Annotated in this window: 20 protein-coding genes; 11 read left to right on the forward strand and 9 right to left on the reverse strand. The window is 68.1% G+C overall.

Features of this window, described 5'->3' with window-relative positions:
- Positions 1–30: 30 nt before the first annotated feature.
- Positions 31–462, reverse strand: coding sequence for an acetyltransferase (locus VQ067_RS18825; RefSeq protein WP_003082981.1), 432 nt, complete (start codon positions 460–462; stop codon positions 31–33).
- A gap of 259 nt (positions 463–721) precedes the next feature.
- On the opposite strand from VQ067_RS18825, the gene VQ067_RS18830 reads away from it, so the two are divergent.
- A complete protein-coding gene (locus VQ067_RS18830) occupies positions 722–2311 on the forward strand; it encodes an antimicrobial peptide ABC transporter ATPase (RefSeq protein WP_033991674.1) in 1590 nt (529 codons plus the stop codon).
- On the opposite strand, the gene VQ067_RS18835 is transcribed toward VQ067_RS18830, so the two are convergent.
- On the reverse strand, positions 2277–3893 hold the full coding sequence (locus tag VQ067_RS18835; protein WP_074241246.1) for an ATP-binding cassette domain-containing protein: 1617 nt from the start codon (positions 3891–3893) through the stop codon (positions 2277–2279). The two genes, VQ067_RS18830 and VQ067_RS18835, sit on opposite strands and share 35 nt — an antisense overlap.
- A 196-nt stretch (positions 3894–4089) precedes the next feature.
- Between VQ067_RS18835 and VQ067_RS18840 the strand changes: the two genes are divergently transcribed.
- Positions 4090–4425, forward strand: a complete 336-nt coding sequence (locus VQ067_RS18840; protein ID WP_003087031.1) for a hypothetical protein — start codon at positions 4090–4092, stop codon at positions 4423–4425.
- On the opposite strand, the gene VQ067_RS18845 is transcribed toward VQ067_RS18840, so the two are convergent.
- The gene (locus tag VQ067_RS18845) at positions 4383–4994 is read right to left on the reverse strand and encodes a tRNA-uridine aminocarboxypropyltransferase (RefSeq protein ID WP_019484685.1); all 612 of its coding nucleotides are present in this window, start codon (positions 4992–4994) and stop codon (positions 4383–4385) included. The two genes, VQ067_RS18840 and VQ067_RS18845, sit on opposite strands and share 43 nt — an antisense overlap.
- 293 nt (positions 4995–5287) lie before the next feature.
- Here VQ067_RS18845 and bdlA point away from each other — a divergent pair, with 293 nt between their 5' ends.
- Positions 5288–6541: a biofilm dispersion protein BdlA gene (gene bdlA, locus VQ067_RS18850; RefSeq protein ID WP_073646470.1), complete on the forward strand. Its 1254-nt coding sequence runs from the start codon at positions 5288–5290 to the stop codon at positions 6539–6541.
- Positions 6542–6544: 3 nt separating this feature from the next.
- On the opposite strand, the gene VQ067_RS18855 is transcribed toward bdlA, so the two are convergent.
- Entirely contained in the window at positions 6545–7438 is an 894-nt protein-coding gene (locus VQ067_RS18855; RefSeq protein ID WP_003087025.1) for a LysR family transcriptional regulator, read from the reverse strand.
- A gap of 207 nt (positions 7439–7645) precedes the next feature.
- On the opposite strand from VQ067_RS18855, the gene speB reads away from it, so the two are divergent.
- The 7 genes from speB (at position 7646) to VQ067_RS18890 (ending at position 15900) form a co-directional block, all read left to right on the forward strand.
- A complete protein-coding gene (gene speB, locus VQ067_RS18860; RefSeq protein WP_003087022.1) occupies positions 7646–8605 on the forward strand; it encodes an agmatinase in 960 nt (319 codons plus the stop codon).
- A 14-nt stretch (positions 8606–8619) separates the two neighbouring features.
- Positions 8620–9039 (forward strand): YybH family protein, encoded by a 420-nt coding sequence (locus VQ067_RS18865; protein ID WP_003109911.1) that lies wholly within the window; start codon positions 8620–8622, stop codon positions 9037–9039.
- An 18-nt stretch (positions 9040–9057) separates the two neighbouring features.
- On the forward strand, positions 9058–10569 hold the full coding sequence (locus VQ067_RS18870; RefSeq protein WP_034019699.1) for a purine-cytosine permease family protein: 1512 nt from the start codon (positions 9058–9060) through the stop codon (positions 10567–10569).
- A 93-nt stretch (positions 10570–10662) separates the two neighbouring features.
- Positions 10663–12054: a sodium:solute symporter gene (locus VQ067_RS18875; RefSeq protein ID WP_003087011.1), complete on the forward strand. Its 1392-nt coding sequence runs from the start codon at positions 10663–10665 to the stop codon at positions 12052–12054.
- Positions 12055–12129: 75 nt separating this feature from the next.
- Positions 12130–13731, forward strand: coding sequence for a 5-guanidino-2-oxopentanoate decarboxylase (locus VQ067_RS18880; RefSeq protein WP_003122953.1), 1602 nt, complete (start codon positions 12130–12132; stop codon positions 13729–13731).
- A gap of 13 nt (positions 13732–13744) precedes the next feature.
- Positions 13745–15127: an FAD-binding oxidoreductase gene (locus VQ067_RS18885; RefSeq protein ID WP_003087009.1), complete on the forward strand. Its 1383-nt coding sequence runs from the start codon at positions 13745–13747 to the stop codon at positions 15125–15127.
- Between the two features lie 44 nt (positions 15128–15171).
- Entirely contained in the window at positions 15172–15900 is a 729-nt protein-coding gene (locus VQ067_RS18890; RefSeq protein ID WP_031636365.1) for an MBL fold metallo-hydrolase, read from the forward strand.
- 59 nt (positions 15901–15959) lie between these two features.
- On the opposite strand, the gene VQ067_RS18895 is transcribed toward VQ067_RS18890, so the two are convergent.
- Together VQ067_RS18895 and ptrR are read right to left on the reverse strand one after the other, a co-directional pair.
- On the reverse strand, positions 15960–16094 hold the full coding sequence (locus VQ067_RS18895) for a PA1414 family protein (RefSeq protein WP_003087006.1): 135 nt from the start codon (positions 16092–16094) through the stop codon (positions 15960–15962).
- A 154-nt stretch (positions 16095–16248) separates the two neighbouring features.
- Positions 16249–17121 carry a putrescine utilization regulator PtrR gene (gene ptrR / locus VQ067_RS18900; RefSeq protein WP_003087005.1) on the reverse strand — a complete coding sequence of 291 codons (873 nt, stop codon included), beginning with the start codon at positions 17119–17121 and terminating at the stop codon, positions 16249–16251.
- A 104-nt stretch (positions 17122–17225) separates the two neighbouring features.
- Between ptrR and VQ067_RS18905 the strand changes: the two genes are divergently transcribed.
- The gene (locus VQ067_RS18905; protein WP_003109566.1) at positions 17226–18419 is read left to right on the forward strand and encodes an MFS transporter; all 1194 of its coding nucleotides are present in this window, start codon (positions 17226–17228) and stop codon (positions 18417–18419) included.
- On the opposite strand, the gene VQ067_RS18910 is transcribed toward VQ067_RS18905, so the two are convergent.
- The 3 genes from VQ067_RS18910 to aphA form a co-directional block, all read right to left on the reverse strand.
- Positions 18379–19290 (reverse strand): DMT family transporter, encoded by a 912-nt coding sequence (locus VQ067_RS18910; RefSeq protein ID WP_003109567.1) that lies wholly within the window; start codon positions 19288–19290, stop codon positions 18379–18381. The genes VQ067_RS18905 and VQ067_RS18910 overlap by 41 nt on opposite strands.
- 210 nt (positions 19291–19500) lie before the next feature.
- A complete protein-coding gene (locus VQ067_RS18915) occupies positions 19501–20592 on the reverse strand; it encodes an extracellular solute-binding protein (protein ID WP_340080884.1) in 1092 nt (363 codons plus the stop codon).
- A 10-nt stretch (positions 20593–20602) separates the two neighbouring features.
- Complete coding sequence (gene aphA, locus VQ067_RS18920; protein ID WP_023099781.1) at positions 20603–21643, reverse strand: acetylpolyamine amidohydrolase AphA; 1041 nt, start codon at positions 21641–21643, stop codon at positions 20603–20605.
- Between the last annotated feature and the right edge of the window lie 11 nt (positions 21644–21654).

A 21654-nucleotide genomic window follows, 5' to 3' on the forward strand; every position in this document is an offset into this window, starting at 1 on the left:
TCGCCCCACGTGGCGAGGTGCCGCGCCCTCCTAGAGGCTCATGTGCAGCAGCGGGAACGGCCGCCCCGCCGAGTCGGTCGCGGAGCGGCCGGTCTGGCGGAACCCATAGTGTCGATAGAAACCGCAGGCCTGCGGGTTCTGCTCGTTGACATCGACGCTCAGGCGCGGCCAGGTCGCCCGCGCATGATCGAGCAGGCGTCGGCCGATACCCCGGCCGCGCAGCCCGGGTTCGACGAAGAGCATCTCGACATGCGCCTGGTTCAGGCCAATGAAGCCCTGGGCCACGCCGTCGTCGTCGACCAGCACCCAGACCTCGACGGCCGGCAGGTACAGGTCGCGGACCTGTGGGTAAAGCTCGACGATGTCCGCTTCACTGAGAAAGTCGTGGGTCGCGCGGACGGAACGTTCCCACAGGTCGACCAATGCCGTGTTGTCGGCGTCGACGCGCTTGCGAATGTGCATGCTGGATTCCTTTATCCGAAAGATTCCAGGTAGAACGAAAGGCAGCCGCGACCGCCAGGCCGGGCGCCACGCTGAGGTTCGTCGTCTGGATGCCCGTGGCGCGAATCAACGCATGGACGGTGCACAGCGGCGGCGACGAGGGAGGAAGGGAGCGCCATCCTAGAAGAAAACGACTGGTCGGAACAGCCGCTCTTCCCATGCTTTTCCCGAAACGACGAATGAACGACACTGCGCCCGACTCTCTTTCCCGGTATCGCCCATGCCCAACTCCCCGCTTCCTTCCGGCCGCAGGCTGCCCGCTTGCGCCTTCGCCGACATCGGCGAGCCCTACGCCGTGTTCCAGGCTCCCGGCGGCGCGCTCCTCGCGGTGGCCAGCGCCTTTCATGGGCAACACCCGGGCCGACAGCTCGACGTCTACGAACAGAGCCTGCGCCTGTACCGCGGCGGCGACCTCGAATGCATCGCCGTCCTGCCGGACCTGGGCTTTCCGCTCAACGCCATCGCCTGGCACCCGAGCCGGCCCGTACTGGTGATCGGCGGCGGACGCTACGACGGCGGCGCCTTCTTCGAAGGCGGTCTGCTGGCCTGGGACTACGCGAGCGGCAAGACCCAATCGCTGCTCGCCGACAACCGCGAAGTGCTCGCCTGCGACTTCGAGGACGACGGCCGGCGCCTGACCTTCACCGTCGCCCCCAGCGACGACCTGGAGGACCGACCGTTGTTCCGCCAGCGCCATTCGCTAGCCTTTCCGGTCGACGCCCCACTGGTGCTGGACGACCTGCCCGGCACCCGCCTGCCCTTCGACTGGGCCCTCTACCCTGCCTCGACACAACGCGAAGCAGCGCTGCCGATCCTGGAAAACCTCGCCCTGGGCAAAGATCGGCGGTTCCTGCATCGTCCACCGGTATGGGACCTGTGCTTTCTCGACGGACAACGCCTGGCCATCGCCCGCGCCAGCCCCCGGCTCGAGCTCTGGAATCTGGCCGACGACAGCCTGCGCAGCTTCGAACTGGCCGAACGGGGCCAGTGCCTGCAGGTCTTCCATAACGCCACGGACGACAGCCTGCTGGTCAATCTGCAACTCGGATATGCCGCCCAGCGACTGTTCAAGGTGCCGCTAACGCCGGGACAACCGCTGCTCCTGAGCGACTGCCGCCATCTGCTGGCGCAATCCGCCCAAGGCGGTTTTCTCGCCCGCCAGATCGCCCTCGAGGGCAAAGACCTGGAAGACCTCGTGCTCGACCCGGCCGGCCGGATCGTCCACAGGCGCCGTCTCGGACACTACGACCTGTTCAACCACCATCTGCGCATCGACCGTGGCGAAGCCTTCTTCTACCTGGCCGGCAATCCGCCGGAGCAGCACCAGGACAAAGGCCTGTTCCGCCTCGACCCGCAGACCTTCAAGACCCGCGAAGTGCTACGCCTGGAGCGCCACCCGGAGCACTTCAACAACCTGCACGGCTGCCTGCTGGGCAATCGCCTGCTGCTCAACGCCAAGGTCTACAACTCGCCGCATCACGCCTACGGTACCCAGCGCCTGACCTGCTACGACCTGGAGAGCCGCGGCACGCTCTGGGGCGCCACCCTGTCCGCCCAGGTCAGCGCCTTCGCGCCGTTGCCCGGCGGACAATGGATCGCACTGGCGCTGGTCGATGGTCAGGTCGAGGTACGCGACCTCGCCAGCGGCGAATGTCGCTGGCGCTACCGCACGGCAGACGCCATACCGCTGTGCCTGGCAGTCAGCGACAAACTCCTCGCCATCGGTTTCAGCCACGGCGGAGTCAGCCTCCTGCAGGTCGCGGCGGATGGCCAGCTCATCGGTCCTCCAGGCGCCAACCCGCGGCAGTAGCCCGCAGTTCGCCGTCCAGCGCCAGGTGGCGGAGAAACACCGGGTCATGGGACACCACCAGCAAGGCCCCACGGTACTGTCCGAGCATGCTTTCCAGGGCCTGCCGCGCAGCCAGGTCGAGGTGGTTGTCCGGCTCGTCGAGCAATAGCAACTGCGCCGGTCGGTCGGCATACAGCACCAGGGCCAGGGCCGCCTTCAAGCGTTCGCCGCCGCTCAGCGTCGCGCACGGCTGGGAGAGCCGTTCGGCCGGCAAGCCGAGTTGCGCCAGGCGCGTGCGCAGCCAGCTTTCGCCGCGACTGCGATTGACCTCCAGCAACTGCTCCAGCACGCCTCGCCCGTGGTCCAGCACGCTCAGCCGCTGGTCGAGATAGGCGGCGCCCACCGTCACCGCGCAGGTTCCCGCCAGCGGCGCCCGTTGCCCGGCCAGCAGCCGCAGCAGGGTCGACTTGCCGCTGCCGTTCGGGCCGACCAGCGCCAGCCGTCGCGGACCGCTCAGGAGCAGGTCGATTTCTCGCAACGGCCCGCGCAGATGCGGCAGGACCGCGCCCTTCAACTCGACGATCCGGCGCTGCGCCGCCAGTTCGGCATCGGGCGAATCGAGCAGCAGCGGCGACGCCTCCTCGACCTCCCGGGCAGCCTCGCGCACCTCGCGGTCGAGGCGCTCGCGCTCCGCCTGGTGGGCATTGCGCAGCTTGCCGGCGCTGACCTCGCTACGTTCCCTGAACCCACCGAGCAGGATCTTCGCCTGGTTCGCCGTCTTGCCTTCGCGCCGGCCGCTGGCCTGGCGCCGCTCCTGGCGCTGCTGCTGTTCGCGCATGGCCAGGGTCTGCCGCTTGCGCTCCAGACGACGCTGGTCCAGGCGGCGCTCGGCGGCCTCGCGCGCCTCCTCCCGGCTCTGCGCGTAGAAGGAATAGCCGCCGCCATAGCTGCGCAGGCCGAGGGTCGACAGCTCGACGATCCGCTGCATGCCCTCGAGCAGTTCGCGGTCATGGCTGACCAGCAGCAGGCCGCCGTCCCAGGCCGCCAGCCGCGCCCGCAACAAGGCGCGCGCCGGCCCGTCGAGAGGGTTGCTCGGTTCGTCGAGGATGAGGAAGTCGGCGTCGTCGAGAAATGCGCCGAGCAGCGCTACGCGCATGCATTCGCCGCCGCTCAGGCGTTCGCTCGGGGTATCCGCGCGGAGATGGCCGAGCCCCTCGGCGGCCAGGGCGTCGGCCAGGCGTTGGCGGATGTCCCAGCGCTCGCCCAGGCATTCGTAGTCGGCGTCGTCGAGGCTACCCGCCTCGATCCGCGCCAGCGCCTCCAGCCATGGGCGGACGCCAGCCAGGTCGGCGACGGTCGGATACTCGGCCGGATCGAGCTGCTGCGCCAGGTAGCGCACGCGCCCCTGGCGCCGGACGCTGCCGCTGGACGGCTGCAAGTGTCCGGCGAGCAGGCGCGCGAGCAGCGACTTGCCGACGCCGTTGCGTCCCACCAGCCCGGTGTGCCGGGTGTCGAAGGTTTCGTCGAGATCGGAAAACAGAAGGCTGCCGTCCGGCAGCTGGAAAGAGACGCCATCGAGCGTCAGGGTCGACGTATTCGTCATGGATACCCCCTTGATGCCATGCATTCCCCCGGGCCCTCGGGCCAGGGACGGAAAACCGGCCGTGCGGACACGGCAGCATCAATTGCGCATCGGACGAACACCTCGTACGGAAGGAAAGACCGCGGCAGTCTACTCCGCCCATGCGGTCCCGCCAATCGGGCATACTTTTCGCTTTCGACAGACACGACCGACCGACATGGCCAGACTGCGCATCGCCGAACTCTTCGAACGGGAACCCTCGCGCTGGGGCGGCCGTGGCGACCCCTACCTCTGGCAGGAAATGGCCGGGCAACTGGCGGACGCGCCCTGGCCGGCCTCCGCCGCGGCCCTGGAACGCCTGCTCGGCGAGACCTTCGAGCGCCTCAGCGGCCATCCGCTGGAATACGATGCCCTGATCTACCTCGCGCGCCACGCCCACGGCGGCATGTCCAGCGGCATGGTCAGCCCAGAGTTCTGGCGCGAAACGGCGATCCCGGAACTGCTCGACCGCTATCGGCGGCGGCGCTCCTGGTTGAGATGGTTGCGCCGGTAGGTATCCTCACCCATCGCCGCGATCTGCCCCTCGATCAGGGCATCGAATGGCTTCAGCAGGGCTTCGTGGGTACGCGGCGCCTCCAGTTCGTCGAGCGCCGCGGCGATTGCCTCGATGGTCGACAGCGCGCCCTCTCCCGGCGCCTTGCGCAGGCGATAACGCGACGCCATGCCTTCGGCCAGGCTCACCCGCGGCAGGGCCGCCAGGGCCGGGTTCAGGTGCAGCAGCTTGCGCGCCTTGCGCCAGGTGCCGTCCGGCACCACCAGCAGGAGGGGCTCGCCGGCGGCCTCGGCGGCCATCGCCGCCAGCGCTCGCGCCTGCTCGCCGGGAAACAGCAGGCAGGCCCGGTAGCCCGGTACCCGCCAGGTCTCCTCGGCGAAACGCTCGCCGACCCGCAATTCCGCATTGCGCAAGCCGAGCACGGCCAACCCTGCGGTATTCAGCGCGTGCCCGACCTCGCTGGGGTGCTGCAGGACCAGCACCCGCGTACGCGACGGCAAGGAGGGAATCAATGCGCAGAGGCAGTGGCTGGCGGGGCGAGCGCAACGCTCGCAGCGGATACGTGACATGGGTCGACTCCTGGAAGGGGCCCAGTGTGCCACAGGCGGAGAGGCATTCTCTCGCTCGCAAAAACGTCATATTTCCGACGAATGGCAGCAACTTTCTTCACCCATTAAGAATAACGACGAATTTTTGTCGTTCGATGAAAAAATACAATCGTCCCGCCCTCTCAACTCCCCTCCGTCCGCGCCGAAGACTGGGATGAGCCCCTCTCTATCCAAGGATGTTTCTCATGTTCACTCGCAAGTACCGACAGATGAACGCCGACTTGCAACAGCAACTCGCCGCCGAGCGCCTGCACATGGCAGCGCTGGACCGCTCCATGGCGCGCGTGGAGTTCGACCCCGACGGCAACATCACCGATGCCAATGAGAATTTCCTGACCCTGCTGGGCTACCGCCGCGACGAGATCCTCGGCAAACCGCATCGCCAGCTTTGCGACGGCGCCTACGCGCAATCGGAAGACTACCGGCGCTTCTGGGAACGCCTGCGGCGCGGCGAACACTTTTCCGGCCGCTGCAAGCGCATTACCCGCGAGGGCCGGCCACTCTGGCTGGAAGCCACCTACAACCCCGTACGCGACGGGCAGGGTCGACTGCTCAAGGTGGTCAAGTACGCCAGCGACATCGATGCCATCGTCCACCAGGAACACGAGATGCAGAGCAAGCTGGATGCCCTGTCCCGCTCGATGGCGATGATCGAGTTCGACCTCGACGGCAATGTCCTCGCGGCCAACGACAACTTCCTCGCCACCATGGGCTATGGCCGAGCCGAGCTGGCCAGCGCCAACCACCGTCAGTTCTGCGAACCGGGCTACCGCGACGGCCCGCAGTACGCCGACCTCTGGCGCCGCCTGAATCGCGGCGAGTACGTCACCGGGCAGTTCCGCCGGGTCCACCGCAACGGCCAGCCGGTCTGGCTGGAAGCCAGCTACAACCCGGTCTACGACGCCGACGGCAAGCTGTTCAAGGTGGTCAAGTTCGCCAGCGACGTCAGCGACCGCATGCGCCGTTACCAGGCCGAGGCGGACAACGCCCACCAGGCCCATACCCTGTCCACCGAGACCCGCACCGTCGCCGAACACGGCGCGCTGATCATCCAGAGCGCGGTGGAGGAAATGCTCAAGATCGCGAATACCCTGGATGCTTCCTCGCTGAACATCGGCGAACTGTCGCAGCACTCGCAACAGATCACCTCGATCGTCAACACCATCCGCGAGATCGCCGAGCAGACCAACCTACTCGCCCTCAATGCCGCCATCGAGGCCGCCCGCGCCGGCGACCAGGGTCGCGGCTTCGCCGTGGTGGCCGACGAGGTGCGGCAACTGGCGGAGCGCACCAGCAAGTCGACCAAGGAGATCGCCGACATGATCGGTCGCATCCAGACCGGCACCCGCAGCGTCATCGACGACATGCAGCACAGCCAGGAACAGGCGCGGCGCGGCGTGGAGCTGGCCAACGAGGCCGGCACGGCGATCCTCGGCATCCGCGAGAGCACGCACAAGGTGGTGGAGGCGGTGCAGCAGTTCTCGCGCACCCTCAACGCCGATCTCTAGGGCTCAGGCCAGGCTCATCTGCGTCCGCAACTGGTCGCGGAAGGCCTGGATCAGCGGCTCGCGCGAGCGGCCGCGGCGGAGGATCAGGGAGAATGGCGCCTGGTAGCCGAAGGTCGCCGGCAGCAGGGCGCGCAGACGGCCCTGCTCGACCCACGGGTGGGCGTAGTGCTCCGGCAGGTAGCCGATGTAGCCGCCGGACAGGATCAGGATCAGTTGCGCCTCCATGCTCTCCACCGTCCCCGCGCTGTGCTTGAAGCCGTGCCGGGCCAGCTCGGCCTGGCTCCAGTAGCCGCGGCCGACCATGCGTTGCTGGGTGATCAGGTCGGCGGGAATCCTCCGCCCGTCGAACAGCGGATGCCGGTCGCTGCAGTACAGCCAGTGCTGTTCGCGGTACAGCGGCTGGTAGACCAGTCCGTTCATGCGACTGGAAAAGGCGCCGATGGCCAGGTCCTGGCGGTTCTCCAGCACGCTCAGTTGCAGTTCGTAGGGGCTCTGCACCAGCAGGTGCAGGTGCACCGCCGGGTGTTCGCGGCTGAAGGCGCCGATCACCTCGGCCAGCGGCAGCGCCGGGTCGCTCACCGTGGAATCGAGCACACCGAGGTTCAGGGTGCCGCGCAGCTCGCCCTTCAACGCCAGCGCGTAGCGTCCGAAGCCTTCCAGTTCGCCGAGGATGCGCAGGGTCTCCTGGTGGAACAGCTCGCCCTTGCTGGTCAGGCTGAAGCCGCCGCGGCCACGGTGGCAGAGCACGATGCCGAGCTGGTTCTCCAGTTGGCTCATGTAGGTGCTGATCGCCGAGGTCGACAGGTTCAACTCCTGCTGGGCGGCGGCGAAGCCCTGGTGGCGCACCACCGCGGCGAAGATGCGCAACAGGCGCAGGTCGGGCAAGGCGTTGGACACGGCGACTCCGGTTTGCGGGGCGAGGATTTCGAACTGCGGGCCGAGGCAAAGGCCGCCGTCCGGGCTCGGCGGCGAAGTCTAGCCGCTTCGCCGTTAGTTTAGAAATCTCTGAACTGATTATTTGTAGCCAGCGATTTGACTCGCTACCGGCTGTGAAGAGAATCCGTCCGACCCCTAAAACAACCACAACGACCGTGAGGCCACCCCGTGGACAAGAATCTCCACCAGCCCCTGGGCGGCAATGAAATGCCCCGCTTCGGCGGCATCGCCACCATGATGCGCCTGCCCCATGTCCAGTCCCCCGCCGAACTCGACGCCCTCGATGCCGCCTTCGTCGGCGTGCCCCTCGACATCGGCACCTCGCTGCGCTCCGGTACCCGCTTCGGCCCCCGCGAGATCCGCGCCGAATCGGTGATGATCCGTCCCTACAACATGGCTACCGGCGCCGCCCCCTTCGACTCGCTGAACGTAGCGGACATCGGCGACGTCGCGATCAACACCTTCAACCTGCTGGAAGCCGTGCGCATCATCGAGCAGGAATACGACCGCATCCTCGGCCACGGCATCCTCCCGCTGACCCTCGGCGGCGACCACACCATCACCCTGCCGATCCTCCGCGCGATCAAGAAGAAGCACGGCAAGGTCGGCCTGGTCCACATCGACGCCCACGCCGACGTCAACGACCACATGTTCGGCGAGAAGATCGCCCACGGCACCACCTTCCGCCGCGCGGTGGAAGAAGACCTGCTGGATTGCGACCGCGTGGTGCAGATCGGCCTGCGCGCCCAGGGCTACACCGCCGAGGACTTCAACTGGAGCCGCAAGCAGGGCTTCCGCGTGGTGCAGGCCGAGGAGTGCTGGCACAAGTCGCTGGAGCCGCTGATGGCCGAGGTCCGCGAGAAGGTCGGCGGCGGCCCCGTCTACCTGAGCTTCGACATCGACGGCATCGACCCGGCCTGGGCGCCCGGCACCGGCACCCCGGAAATCGGCGGCCTGACCACCATCCAGGCGATGGAAATCATCCGCGGCTGCCAGGGCCTGGACCTGGTCGGCTGCGACCTGGTCGAAGTCTCACCGCCCTACGACACCACCGGCAACACTTCGTTGCTGGGCGCCAACCTGCTCTATGAAATGCTCTGCGTCCTCCCGGGCGTGGTGCGTCGCTGAGCCGTAGCGCGACCATGACCGACGACCGCGTCGAACAGGTGCTGGAGGCCGCCCGCCGACTGGTGGCGGCCTTCGCCCGCAACGATGCCGAGGCCTATTTCGCCGCCTTCAGCGAGGACGCCAGCTTCATCTTCCACAACTGGCCTCAGCCGCTGCGCTCGCGCGCGGCCTACCGCGAGTTGTGGGAGCGCTGGCGACGCGAGGACGGCTTCGAAGTGCTGGCGTGCGAATCCAGCAATACCTGCGTCAGCCTGCAAGGCGACCTGGCGATCTTCAGCCACGACGTCGCCACCCGGCTGCGCCTCCAGGGAACGGAAAGCCTGAACCGGGAACGGGAAACCATCCTGTTCCGCCTAGAACAACAAGAAGGCCGTTGGCTGGCCTGCCATGAGCACTTGTCGGCGATGCCGGAGTACCTGCCATCGACTAGCTAGCTCTCCCGGGAGAACGTCATGGATAACAACAATAACCAACACGCAATCACACGCATCGAAACCTTCGGGGTCGAACAGATTCCCGACCACGAACGCAACGCCACGCCGGTCGATCTGTTCCGCATGATCTTCGGCGGCGCCAATACCTTCGCCACCGCCGTGCTCGGCAGCTTTCCGGTGCTCTTCGGGCTGTCCTTCCAGGCCGGGCTGTGGGCGATCCTGCTGGGCGTCACGCTGGGCGCGCTGATCCTCGCCCCGATGGGCCTGTTCGGCCCGCTCAACGGCACCAACAACGCGGTCTCCTCCGGCGCGCACTTCGGCGTGCACGGGCGCATCGTCGGCTCCTTCCTCTCGCTGCTGACCGCCATCGCCTTCTTCTCGCTCTCGGTATGGAGTTCCGGCGACGCCCTGGTCGGCGGCGCCCGGCGCCTGGTCGGCCTGGAAGAGAGCGAACTGAACCTGGGCCTGGCCTACGGCCTGTTCGCCGTGCTGGTGCTGACCGTATGCATCTACGGCTTCCGCTTCATGCTGCTGGTCAACAGGATCGCCGTGTGGGCCGCCAGCCTGCTGTTCCTGCTCGGCCTGTTCGCCTTCGCCGGCCCCTTCGACGCCGCCTACGCCGGCAGCGTGCAGTTCGGCCAGCCGGGCTTCTGGGCCGCCTTCATCGGCGCCACCCTGCTGGCCATGAGCAACCCGATCTCCTTCGGCGCCTTCCTGGGCGACTGGGCCCGCTACATCCCCCGCCAGACCTCGCAGGCACGGATCATGCTGGCGGTGATCGGCGCGCAGCTGGCGACCCTGGTTCCCTTCCTGTTCGGCCTCGCCACCGCGACCATCGTCGCCGTCCGCGCGCCGGACTACATCGCCGCCAACAACTACGTCGGCGGCCTGCTGGCCATCGCTCCCGGCTGGTTCTTCCTGCCGGTATGCCTGATCGCGGTGATCGGCGGCATGTCCACCGGCACCACTTCGCTGTACGGCACCGGGCTGGACATGTCCAGCGTGTTCCCGCGCCTGCTCTCGCGGGTGCAGGCCACGGTGCTGATCGGAGTCGCCTCGATCGGCTTCATCTTCGTCGGCCGCTTCGCCTTCAACCTGGTGCAGAGCGTCTCCACCTTCGCCGTGCTGATCGTCACCTGCACCACCCCGTGGATGGTGATCATGCTGATCGGCCTGCTGACCCGTCGCGGCTTCTACCGCCCGGACGACCTGCAGGTGTTCACCCGCGGCCAGCGCGGCGGCGCCTACTGGTTCGAGCACGGCTGGAACTGGCGCGGAATGGGCGCCTGGATTCCCAGCGCGGCAGCCGGCCTGGCCTTCGTCAACCTGCCGGGGCAATTCGTCGGTCCGCTCGGCGAACTGGCCGGCGGCATCGACCTCAGCCTGCCGGTCGCCCTCGGCCTGGCCGCCCTGCTCTACCTGGCACTGCTGCGCCTGTTCCCGGAACCGCCTTGCGTCTATGGCCCGCAAGGACCGCGCTGGGTGCGCGCGCACGGCACGCGGAGGGCCCCTGCGATAGCCACCGCCTGAGGCGGGGTACACACACGGCGGGACGCCAGCGTCCCGCGCTTCCGGCGCCTCGCCGGATACAACAATGACAATGAGAAACTTGGGAGACCTGATATGGCCCTCGACATATTCGTCGTTCTGATCTACGCCGCGGGCATGATCGCGCTGGGCTGGTACGGCATGCGCCGCGCCAAGACCCGCGACGACTACCTGGTGGCCGGCCGCAACCTCGGCCCCGGCTTCTACCTGGGAACCATGGCCGCCACCGTCCTCGGCGGCGCCTCCACCATCGGCACCGTGCGCCTGGGCTACGTCCATGGCATCTCCGGCTTCTGGCTGTGCGGCGCGATCGGCCTCGGCATCGTCGGCCTCAGCCTGTTCCTGGCCAAGCCGCTGCTGAAGCTGAAGATCTACACCGTCACCCAGGTCCTGGAGCGTCGCTACAACCCCGCCGCGCGCCACGCCAGCGCCCTGATCATGCTGGTCTACGCACTGATGATCGGCGCCACCTCGACCATCGCCATCGGCACCGTCATGCAGGTCCTGTTCGGCCTGCCGTTCTGGGTCTCGATCCTGATCGGCGGCGGCGTCGTGGTGCTCTACTCCACCATCGGCGGCATGTGGTCGCTGACCCTGACCGACATCGTGCAGTTCCTGATCATGACCGTCGGCCTGGTGTTCCTGCTGATGCCGCTGTCGATCAACGACGCCGGCGGCTGGGACGCCCTGGTGGCCAAGCTGCCGGCCAGCTACTTCGACTTCACCGCGATCGGCTGGGACACCATCGTCACCTACTTCCTGATCTACTTCTTCGGCATCTTCATCGGCCAGGACATCTGGCAGCGGGTGTTCACCGCCCGCAGCGAGACCGTGGCCAAGGTCGCCGGCTCCGCCGCCGGTATCTACTGCGTGCTCTACGGCATGGCCGGAGCGCTGATCGGGATGGCCGCCAAGGTCCTGCTGCCGGACCTGGAGAACGTCAACAACGCCTTCGCCAGCGTGGTCGAGCACAGCCTGCCGAACGGCATCCGCGGCCTGGTCATCGCCGCCGCCCTGGCGGCGCTGATGTCCACCGCCAGCGCCGGCCTGCTGGCGGCGTCCACCACCGTCACCCAGGACCTGCTGCCGCGCCTGCGCCGCGGCCGCGGCCAGTCCGACAACGGCGACGTGCACGAGAACCGCATCGCCACCCTGCTGCTGGGCCTGGTAGTGCTCGGCATCGCCCTGGTGGTCAGCGACGTGATCAGCGCCCTGACCGTGGCCTACAACCTGCTGGTAGGTGGCATGCTGATCCCGCTGATCGGCGCGATCTACTGGAAGCGCGCCAGCACCGCCGGCGCCATCACCAGCATGACCCTGGGCTTCCTTACCGTGCTGGTGTTCATGATCAAGGACGGCCTCGACGCGAATACGCCGATCTACTACAGCCTGGCGGTCGGCCTGCTCAGCTTCGTCCTGGTCAGCCTGTTCTCGCGGCGCCCGACGGGTGTCGCCAGCGCCGCCTGAACCAGGCACAACCCCGACAGGCGAGGGACTTTCCCTCGCCTTTTCCATTCCCGAGAACATGAAAAAGGAACGGCCATGACCACCTGCGGCGAATTCCTCGTCAAGCAACTCGAAGCCTGGGGCGTCGAGACCGTCTTCGGCATCCCCGGCGTACATACCGTAGAACTCTACCGCGGCCTGCCCGGCAGCCGTATCCGCCATGTCACCCCGCGCCACGAGCAGGGCGCCGGCTTCATGGCGGACGGCTACGCACGGGTCACCGGCAAGCCCGGCGTGTGCTTCATCATCACCGGCCCGGGGATGACCAACATCCTCACCGCCATGGCCCAGGCCTACGCCGACTCGATTCCGATGCTGGTGATCTCCAGCGTCAACGAACGCGCGCGCCTGGCCCACGGCAACGGCTACCTGCACGAGCTGCCGAACCAGCGCAACCTGGTAGGCAACGTCTGCGCCTTCAGCCATACCCTGATGAGCGCCGAGGAGCTGCCGGCGGTGCTCGCCCGCGCCTTCGCCGTGTTCGACAGCGAGCGGCCGCGGCCGGTGCACATCGAGCTGCCGCTCGACGTGATCACCGCTCCCGCCGAACACCTGGCCCTGCGCCCGCGCACCGTCGCCAGCCGCCCGGCGCCGGCCCTCGCGCCCTTGCGCGAGGCCGCGGCGCGCCTGCGCAACGCGAAGAAGCCACTGCTGCTGCTCGGCGGCGGCTGCGTCGAGGCCGCCGCCGAAGCGCGTGCCCTGGCCGCCGCGCTGGACGCGCCGACCGCCCTGACGATCAACGCCAAGGGCCTGCTGCCGGCCGACCACCCGCTGCTGTTGGGCAGCAACCAGTCCTGCGTGCCGGTACGCGAGCTGGCCGCCGAGGCCGACGTGGTGCTGGCGATCGGCACCGAGCTGGGCGAAACCGACTACGACGTGGTGTTCGACGGCGGCTTCGCCCTCGATGGCGAGTTGATCCGCATCGACATCGACCCGCAGCAACTGATGCGCAACTACACGCCGAGCCTGGCCATCCACAGCGACGCCCGGCTGGCCATGCGCGTGCTGCTGGCCGAACTGCCGGGCGGCGAGGCCTCGCCGGACAGCCCCGGGGCCCGGCGCGCCGCCGCCGTGCGTCAGCGCCTGGCCGAAGACTTCGCCGGCTGGTCGCACTATCGCCAGCTGTTCGCCGCGATCCTCGCCGAGTGGCCGGACGCCCGCTTCGTCGGCGACTCGACCCAGACCGTCTACAGCGGCAACCACCTGGTCGATCTCGACGAGCCGCGCCGCTGGTTCAACGCCTCCACCGGCTACGGCACCCTCGGCTATGGCCTGCCCGCCGCCATCGGCGCCAAGCTCGGTGAGCCGGGACGCCCGGTGGTCAGCCTGATGGGCGATGGCGGCCTGCAGTTCACCCTGCCGGAACTGGCCAGCGCGGTGGAAGCCAAGGTCGGCATCGTCGTGCTGCTGTGGAACAACCACGGCTATGGCGAGATCAAGCGCTACATGGAGCGGCGCGAGATCACTCCGCTCGGGGTCGATATCTACACCCCGGACTTCCTCGCCATCGCCCGCGGCTTCGGCTGCGCCGCCGAACGCGCGCGCGATCTCGAGCACCTGCGCGAACTGCTGCGCGGCGCCCCGGCGGACCGTCCGCTGATCGTCGAGGTGCTGCAAGCCGCGCCCTTCCATCCCTGACCCGGAGCCCGCCATGGACGATTCCGAACTCTACCGCTCCCTCTGCGAGATCCTCGGCGCCCGTGGCGTGCGCGACAGTGCCGCGCTCGCCGGGCAGGACCCCGGCTACCATCCGCAGAACCTAGCCGGAAGCTTCCTGGTCCTGCCGGAAAGCACCGACCAGGTCGCCGCCGTGGTGCGTCTGTGCCGCCAGGCGGGACGCGCCCTGGTGCCCCAGGGCGGACTCACCGGCCTGGTCGGCGGCGGCGCCGCGCAAGCCGGCGACGTGCTGCTCTCGCTGCGCAGGCTGAACCGCATACATCGGCTGGATGCGGCCAGCCAGACCCTCGACCTCGACGCCGGCGTCACCCTCGAACAGGCCCAGGCGCTGGCCGCCGAGGCCGGACTCGACCCCGGCATCGATCTCGCCGCGCGCGGCAGCGCCAGCGTCGGCGGGCTGGTCGCGACCAACGCCGGCGGCATCCGCGCCTTCCGCTTCGGCACCATGCGCCAGCGCGTGCTCGGCCTGGAAGCGGTACTCGCCGACGGCAGCGTCTACAGCGACCTGCGCGGGCTGCTGAAGAACACCACCGGCTACGACCTCAAGCAGTTGTTCGTCGGCGCCGAAGGCACCCTCGGCATCGTCACCCGTGCGGTACTGCGCCTGGAGCCGTTGCAGCGTCCCGGCGCCACCGCCCTGCTCGGCCTGCCCGACGTCGACGCGGCGATCACCATCGCCGCGCGCCTGCGCCGCGAGCACGCCGAACGCCTGTTCGCCTGCGAGATCCTCTGGCACGACTACCTGCAATGCACCGCCGCACCCATGGGCGACAGCGCGCCGAGCCTGGCGCCCTGCCCTCTCTACCTGCTGGTGGAACTGGCCGAGGACCGCCACCTGGATGCCGGCGAGGCGCTCACCGCCCTGCTGGAAGACTGCTTCGAGGACGGGCTGGTGGAAGACGCCCTGCTCGCCGCCAACGAAACCCAGCGCCTGGCCATCTGGCGCCTGCGCGAAGACTCCGACGCGGCCATCCACGCCGGCGTCGACAGCCTGTCCTTCGACGTATCGCTGCCGGTGCCGGCCCTGGCCGGCTACGTCGAGCGCATCCGGCGGCGCCTGGACGACCTGGTGAAGGGCATGCAGGTCTTCCTCTTCGGCCATTTCCTCGACGGCAACCTGCACGTCATGCTCGCCGCCGACGTCCCGCTGCTGCCGCTGCACCAGGCGGTGGAGGAAATCCTCTACGGCGAGTTGGGCGAATGCGCTGGCGTGATCTCCGCCGAGCACGGCATCGGCCTGGAGAAGAAGGAAGCCCTGGGACGCTACGCTGATCCGCTGAAGCTCGCGCTGATGGCGCAGATCAAGGAACTGCTCGACCCCAGCGGACTGTTCAACCCGGGCAAGGTCATACCCTGAACGCCTATCCTTCTGGGATAGCCTTTCCACCGACAGAGACCGCGATGAGAATCGTCAGCCGCGACCGCTGGTTCGAAACCCGGCACTTCTACAACGGTATCAGCCTGATCCACGAGCCCTACGTGCGCCCCTTCTATCGCTGCAACATGTGGCATGTCCAGGGCCGCGAGCGCGACGTGCTGGTGGACAGCGGCTCCGGTCTGGTCAGCCTGCGCGAGCAACTGCCCTGGCTCACCGAACGACCGCTGCTGGCGGTGGCCAGCCACACCCACTTCGACCATATCGCCGGCCACCACGAATTCGCCGAGCGCCTGGCGCATCCGGCCGAGGCGGAGATCCTCGCCGCGCCGGACGGCGACAACACCCTGGCGCGCGCCTATGTCGGCGACGAGATGTTCGAGGCGCATCCGGAGTGCCCGCTGTGCTACGCCGAATACCGGGTGCGAGCAGCGCCGGCGACCCGACTGATCGACGAAGGCGACGTGCTCGATCTCGGCGACCGCGTGCTGCAGGTGCTGCACACGCCCGGGCACTCGCCGGGCGGCATCAGCCTGTGGGAAGCGGCGACACAGACGCTGTTTTCCGGCGACATCGTCTACGACGGTCCGCTGGTCGAGGACGCCTATCATTCCAACCTCGACGACTATGCCACCAGCCTCGCGCGCCTGCGCGAGCTACCGGTGCGCACCGTGCATGGTGGGCATTTCGCGAGCTTTTCCGGGGAGCGTTTGCGGGAAATGATCGTCGCCTGGTTCAGGAACCACGATCGATAGGCCAAAACCGGGACTCTGGCCAGCGCCACAGGCGGAGGCCAGAGCGTCGGGGAACCGGCTCAGCGACGTTGCCGCGCGGCGAGGCGCCGGCGTTGCTCGTCGTTTTCCACCGGGATGGGTTGCATGCGCGGGGGCTCGATCAGGCCAAGGGCGACACCGAGTTGCCACGCCAGGTTTTGCAGCCAGAGTTTCATGACAGGCCCCTTGTCCAAGGGAAGGAGAATCGGGCGACCTGACAAGTCAGGTCGCCCTAGGAAAGAGTAGACCGGCGTCCCACTCTCCGCACGTTCCACTCCGTCCTTGGAAACAACTTTACTGCGGGAAACCGGCCCCGGACCCTGACCTGAATCAAGCCAACGCCGATTCCCGCCCTTGCAGGAGACCGATCCAGGCCTTCAGGTTGGCGCCGACCATGCCCTTGCGCCAGACCAGCCAAGTACTCGCCCGGGCGAACGGTTCGGCCAGCGCATGCACCGCCACCGACTCCCGCCCCGGCAGGCTTTGCAGCATCGACACCGGCATCAGCGCCACCCCGCCGCCGGCCACCACGCAGGCCAGCATGCTGTGGTAGGACTCGATCTCCATCACCCGGCCCATGCTCACCCGCGCGCTGGCGAACCAGGACTCCAGCAGCAGGCGATAGGAGCAGCGCGGGCGGAAGGCGATCACCGCGCTGCCGGCCACGTCCTCGGGACCGCGCACCGGCGGGTGGCCATTCTCGGTGACCAGCACCATGCGCTCCTCGAACATCGGCAGGCCCTCCAGGCCGTCGAAGTCCAGCGGGCCGTCCACCAGCACGGCATCCAGGCGCCCGCCCAGCAGCGACTCGACCAGCTCGCCGCTGGGCGCGGTCTGCAATTGCAGGTTCACCGCCGGATAGCGCCGGTGGTATTCCGCCAGGCGCGGCGGCAGATGGATCGCCGCGGTGCTGTACATCGAGCCGAGGGCGAAATCGCCCACCGGTTCGCCCCCCTGCACCGCCGCGCGCGCCTCCTCCTGCAGGGCGAACAGCCGCGCGGCGTAGTCCAGCAGGACCTTGCCGGCCGGCGACAGTTGCAGGCGCTGGCGTTCGCGGAGGAACAGGTCGACGCCAAGCTGTTCCTCCAGTTGCCGCAGGCGCGTCGACAGGTTCGACGGCACCCGGTGCAGGCGCTCGGCGGCGCGGGCGATGGAGCCTTCCTCGGCGACCGCCTGGAAGATCCTCAACTGGCCGAACTCCACGGTTAATTCTCCAAAACAGAACAAGTAATTCACGATTATTCATTTTTACAGAATTGCCGCAAGGCCTAACCTGCTGCCATTCATCCCCCGGCAGGAATCCGCACATGTCCCGTGATTTTCTTCGTTCGCCGCTGGTCGGCCTGCTCGCCTGCCTGCTGGCGCTGGTGGTCGCCATGGGGGTCGGGCGCTTCTCCCTGACCCCGCAACTGCCGCACCTGATCCGCGAAGGCCAGCTCGACCTGACCGGCGCCGGTCTGCTGGCCGCCGCCAACTACCTCGGCTACCTGGTCGGCGCGCTGGACGCGCTGTTCGCCCGCGAAGCGCGGCAGGCACGCTTGCGCCTGCTGGTCGGGCTATGGGCCTGCTTCGGCCTGACCCTGGCCTCGGTCTGGGCCGAGGGCTTCTGGCCGCACGCGCTGCTGCGCTTCGGTCTTGGCGTGGCCAGCGCCTGGGTCCTGATCATGGTCACCGCCCTCAGCCAGCGCCTCGCCGCGGAAAGCGGCCGGGCCCGGCTGGGCGCGCTGGTGTTCGCCGGCCCCGGCATCGGGGTGATGGTCACCGGCCTGCTGGCGGCATTGGGCAACGCCCTGGGCCAGGACTCGGTGTTCATCTGGAAGCTCTTCGCCGACCTCGCGCTGGTCCTGGTCCTCATGCTCCTGCCGCTGCTGCCGCGCCCGGCCGCACGCAGCGCCGGCCAAGACGCGCCTGCCACGGCAGGCGAGAACGCCGGCCTCGGCCGCCTGACCTGGGCCTACGGACTGGTCGGCCTCGGCTACATCATCCCGGCCACCTTTCTCTCGCAGATGGCCGCGGCGCGTTTCCACGGGCAATGGCAGGCCGATCTGTTCTGGCCCTGCTTCGGCCTGGCCTCGGCTACCGGGGTGGTGCTGATCAGCCTGCGCCGGCAGCACCCGGACGGGACCCGCCGCTGGCTGGTCGGCGCGCTCTGGCTACAGGCCCTCGGCGTGCTCGCCTGCCTGCTGCCAGGGATCGGCGGGCTGGCCCTGGGGGTAGTGCTGACCGGCCTGCCGTTCCTCGCCGGCATGCAACTGGTGATGCAATACGCCCGCGAACTGGCGCCGCATACGCCGCAGCGCAACGCCGGCCAACTGACCACCGGTTTCGCCCTCGGCCAGTTGCTCGGCCCGCTGCTGGCGGCGCTCAGCACGCATTTCGCCGGCGGCCTGCAACCGGCGCTGGCGCTCGCCGGGCTCGGCCTGGTCTTCGCCGGCCTGCTGTTGCGCCGGCCGCACTCGCTCAGCGTCGCAGCAGGCGTCGCAGCCACTGCTCGCCGCTGACCAGGGTGATGCCGGCGAGGACCAGCGCCGCGCCGGCGACGAAGTTCAGGCTGAGCGGCTCGCCCAGCAGCAATACGCCGAAGGTGACGCCGAACAGGGGGGTCATGAAGGAGAAGATCGCCAGGTTGTTCGCCAGGTAGCGACGCAGCAGCCAGAACCAGCAGAAGTAGCTGGCGAACGACACCACCACGCCCTGGAACAGCACGCTGGCGGTGCTCACCGGGGTCCAGCGGACCTCGCCGAACTGGCCGCTGAAAAGAGCGATCAGCAATAACCCGGCGCATGCCACGAACAATTGGTAGAACAGCGTCAGGCTTGGCGGTGCCTCGGACAGCCGGGTGCCGCGCACTGCCACCGTGGTCGCGCCCCAGGACATCCCGGCGAGCAGGCCGAAGGCGTCGCCGAGCAGCATCCGCCCATCCACTTCCGCCCACGACAGGCCTCCGCCGAAGGCCACCGCTATGCCGCCGAAGCACACCGCCACGCCCAGCCACTGCAAGGGCCGCAGGCGTTCGCTGGGAAGCAGGAAGTGCAGCCCGAGGGCAGAGAAGATCGGCGCGGTATAGAGGAACACCGACATGTGCGAAGCCGTGGTGTATTGCAGGCCGAGGGCGATGAACAGGAACTCCAGGGCGAACAGCGTGCCGGTCAGCAGGCCGGCGCCCAGGGTGCCCTGGCGCAAGCCCTCCCAGCCGCCGCGCCAGCACATCAGCAGGCCGACCAGGGCGGCGGCGATGCCGGAACGGATGGCCGCCTGCATCACCGGCGCGATGTCCGTCGCCGCCCACTTGATGGTCACCTGCTGGATGCCCCAGATCACGCAGAGCAACAGCATCGTCTGGAAGGCGAAGGCATCGGCGGACTTACGCATGGCGGACTCACAGGCAGGCATGGAAGGAAGCGGCCGCCAGCGGCGACCGTCGGGCAGCGCCATTATGGACAAGCCGGCGCGCCCGGTCGAAGCCTGGAAGCGACCTCCAGCGGGTCGTGCACGGCAGTTCCGGCCCGCTCGCCTGGCCTGCGGGGCGTGACGCATAGAGCCTGTGGCGCTATGCGTCCTGCGAACCCGCCATCTGGCCGCTCACTTGCCGGTCTTGATCCTGCTCCAGGTCCGCGTGCGCAGCCGCTCCAGCTTCGGCGGCAGCATTTCCACCGAATACAGCCTGGCCTGCACTTCTTCCGGCGGGTAGACGTTCGGGTTGTCGCGCAACTCCGCCGAGATCAAACCGTCCGCCGCCTTGTTCGCGTTGGCGTAGGCCACGTAGTCGGAGATCGGCGCCACCACCTCCGGGCGCAGCAGGTAGTCGAGGAAGGCGTGCGCCTGCTCGACGTTCTTCGCGTCGCGCGGAATCGCCAGCACGTCGAACCAGGCCGCGGCGCCCTCCTTCGGAATGCGGTACTCGATGCGTATGCCGTTCTTCGCTTCCCTGGCCCGGTTGGCCGCCTGCATCGCTCCGCCGGACCAGGCGATGGCCACGCAGACGTTGCCGTTGGCCAGGTCGCTGACGAACTTCGAAGAACTGAAGTAGGTGATGTACGGGCGCAGCTTCGCCAGGTGCTCCTCGGCTCGGCGGTAGTCTTCCGGTTGGTGGCTGTTGGGCGACAGGCCGAGATAGTGCAGCACCTCGGGGATCACCTCGGTGGGCGAGTCGAGGAAGGCCACGCCGCACTGTTGCAGCTTCGCCAGGTTCTCCGGCTTGAACACCAGGTCCCAGGAGTCCAGCGGCGCATCGTCGCCGAGCACCGCGCGGACCTTGTCGAGGTTGTAGGCGATGCCGTTGGTGCCCCACATGTAGGGCATCACGTAGCGGTTGCCGGGGTCCTTGCCGGCAAGCACCTTGAGCAGGGCCGGGTTGAGGTTCTTCCAGTTCGGCAGCTTGCTCTTGTCCAGCGGCTGGAACACTTCGGCCTTCAGGTAGTTGGGCAGGAAGCTGTCGCTGGGCACCACCAGGTCGTAGCCGGAATGCCCGGACAGCAGCTTGGCCTCGAGCACCTCGTTGCTGTCGTAGACGTCGTACTTCGGCGCGATGCCGGTCTGCGCCTGGAAGTTCTTCAGGGTGTCCGGGGCGATGTAGTCGAACCAGTTGTAGATCCGTACTTCCGGCGCGGCCTGGACCAGCCCGGCGGAAACGGCCAGCGCGAGGCCGGCCAGCAGCTTGCGAGTCGATTGCATGCTTCGCTCCTCAGCGGGCCGCGCCTTCGTAGCCCTGCAGCACGTTGACCGCGTTGATGCCGATGGCTTCCACCGCATAGCCGCCTTCCATGATGAACAGGGTCGGCAGGCCCAGCCGGGCGATGCGCTCGCCCATCCGCAGGTAGTCCGGCGAATCCAGCCTGAACTGGGAGATCGGGTCTTCCTTGTAGGTGTCCACGCCGAGGGAAATCACCAGGGCATCCGGGGCGTAGCCGGCGATCCGCACGCAGGCGTCGTCGAGCGCCGCCGACCAGAGGTCCCAGCCGCTGCCATGGGCCAGCGGATAGTTGTGGTTGCAGCCCTCGCCGGCGCCTTCACCGCGCTCGTCGGCGTAGCCGAGGAAGTACGGGTATTCGACCCGCGGATCGCCATGGATCGAGGCGAACAGCACGTCGTCGCGGCGGTAGAAGATATCCTGCGTGCCGTTGCCATGGTGATAGTCGACATCAAGGATCGCCACGCGCCGGGCGCCCTGGTCGAGGAACGCCTGGGTGGCGATGGCGGCATTGTTGAGGAAGCAGTAGCCGCCCATGAAGTCGCCACCGGCGTGATGGCCCGGCGGACGGCAGAGAGCGAAGGCGCTGCGGGCGCCCTGGCGCATATGCTCCTGGGCGGTCAGCGCGACCTGGGCGGAGCTGTAGATGGCCTGCCAGGTGCCGGCGGTGATCGGCGCCTCGGTGTCGAAGCTGTAGTAGCCCAGCTCGCCCATCAGCGCCGTGGGGATCGGCCCGTCGCGGCGCAGGCGGCGGCCGGGGAAGGTGGTGGACACCAGGTCGCCGCTGTGGCCTTCGGCGGTCCAGCGGGCCCAGGCGCCCTGGAGGAAGTCCAGGTAGGCGGCGTCGTGGATGCGCAGCAGCGGCTCGCGGCCGAACTCCTTCGGCGCGATCACCTCGCCAAGGTTCTGCGACTTCACCCGGGCCAGCACGGTGTCGGCCCGGCTGGGCATTTCGAAACAGGGTTGCAGCTTGCCGTCGACCAGTTCCGACTGGCCGAAGTGCAGACGATGATCGTCGCTGTAGACGCTCAGCATGGAGAGACCTC

The sequence above is a fragment of the Pseudomonas sp. KBN12P06040 genome, from assembly GCF_037574965.1.
GTDB classification, from domain to species: Bacteria; Pseudomonadota; Gammaproteobacteria; order Pseudomonadales; family Pseudomonadaceae; genus Pseudomonas; species Pseudomonas aeruginosa.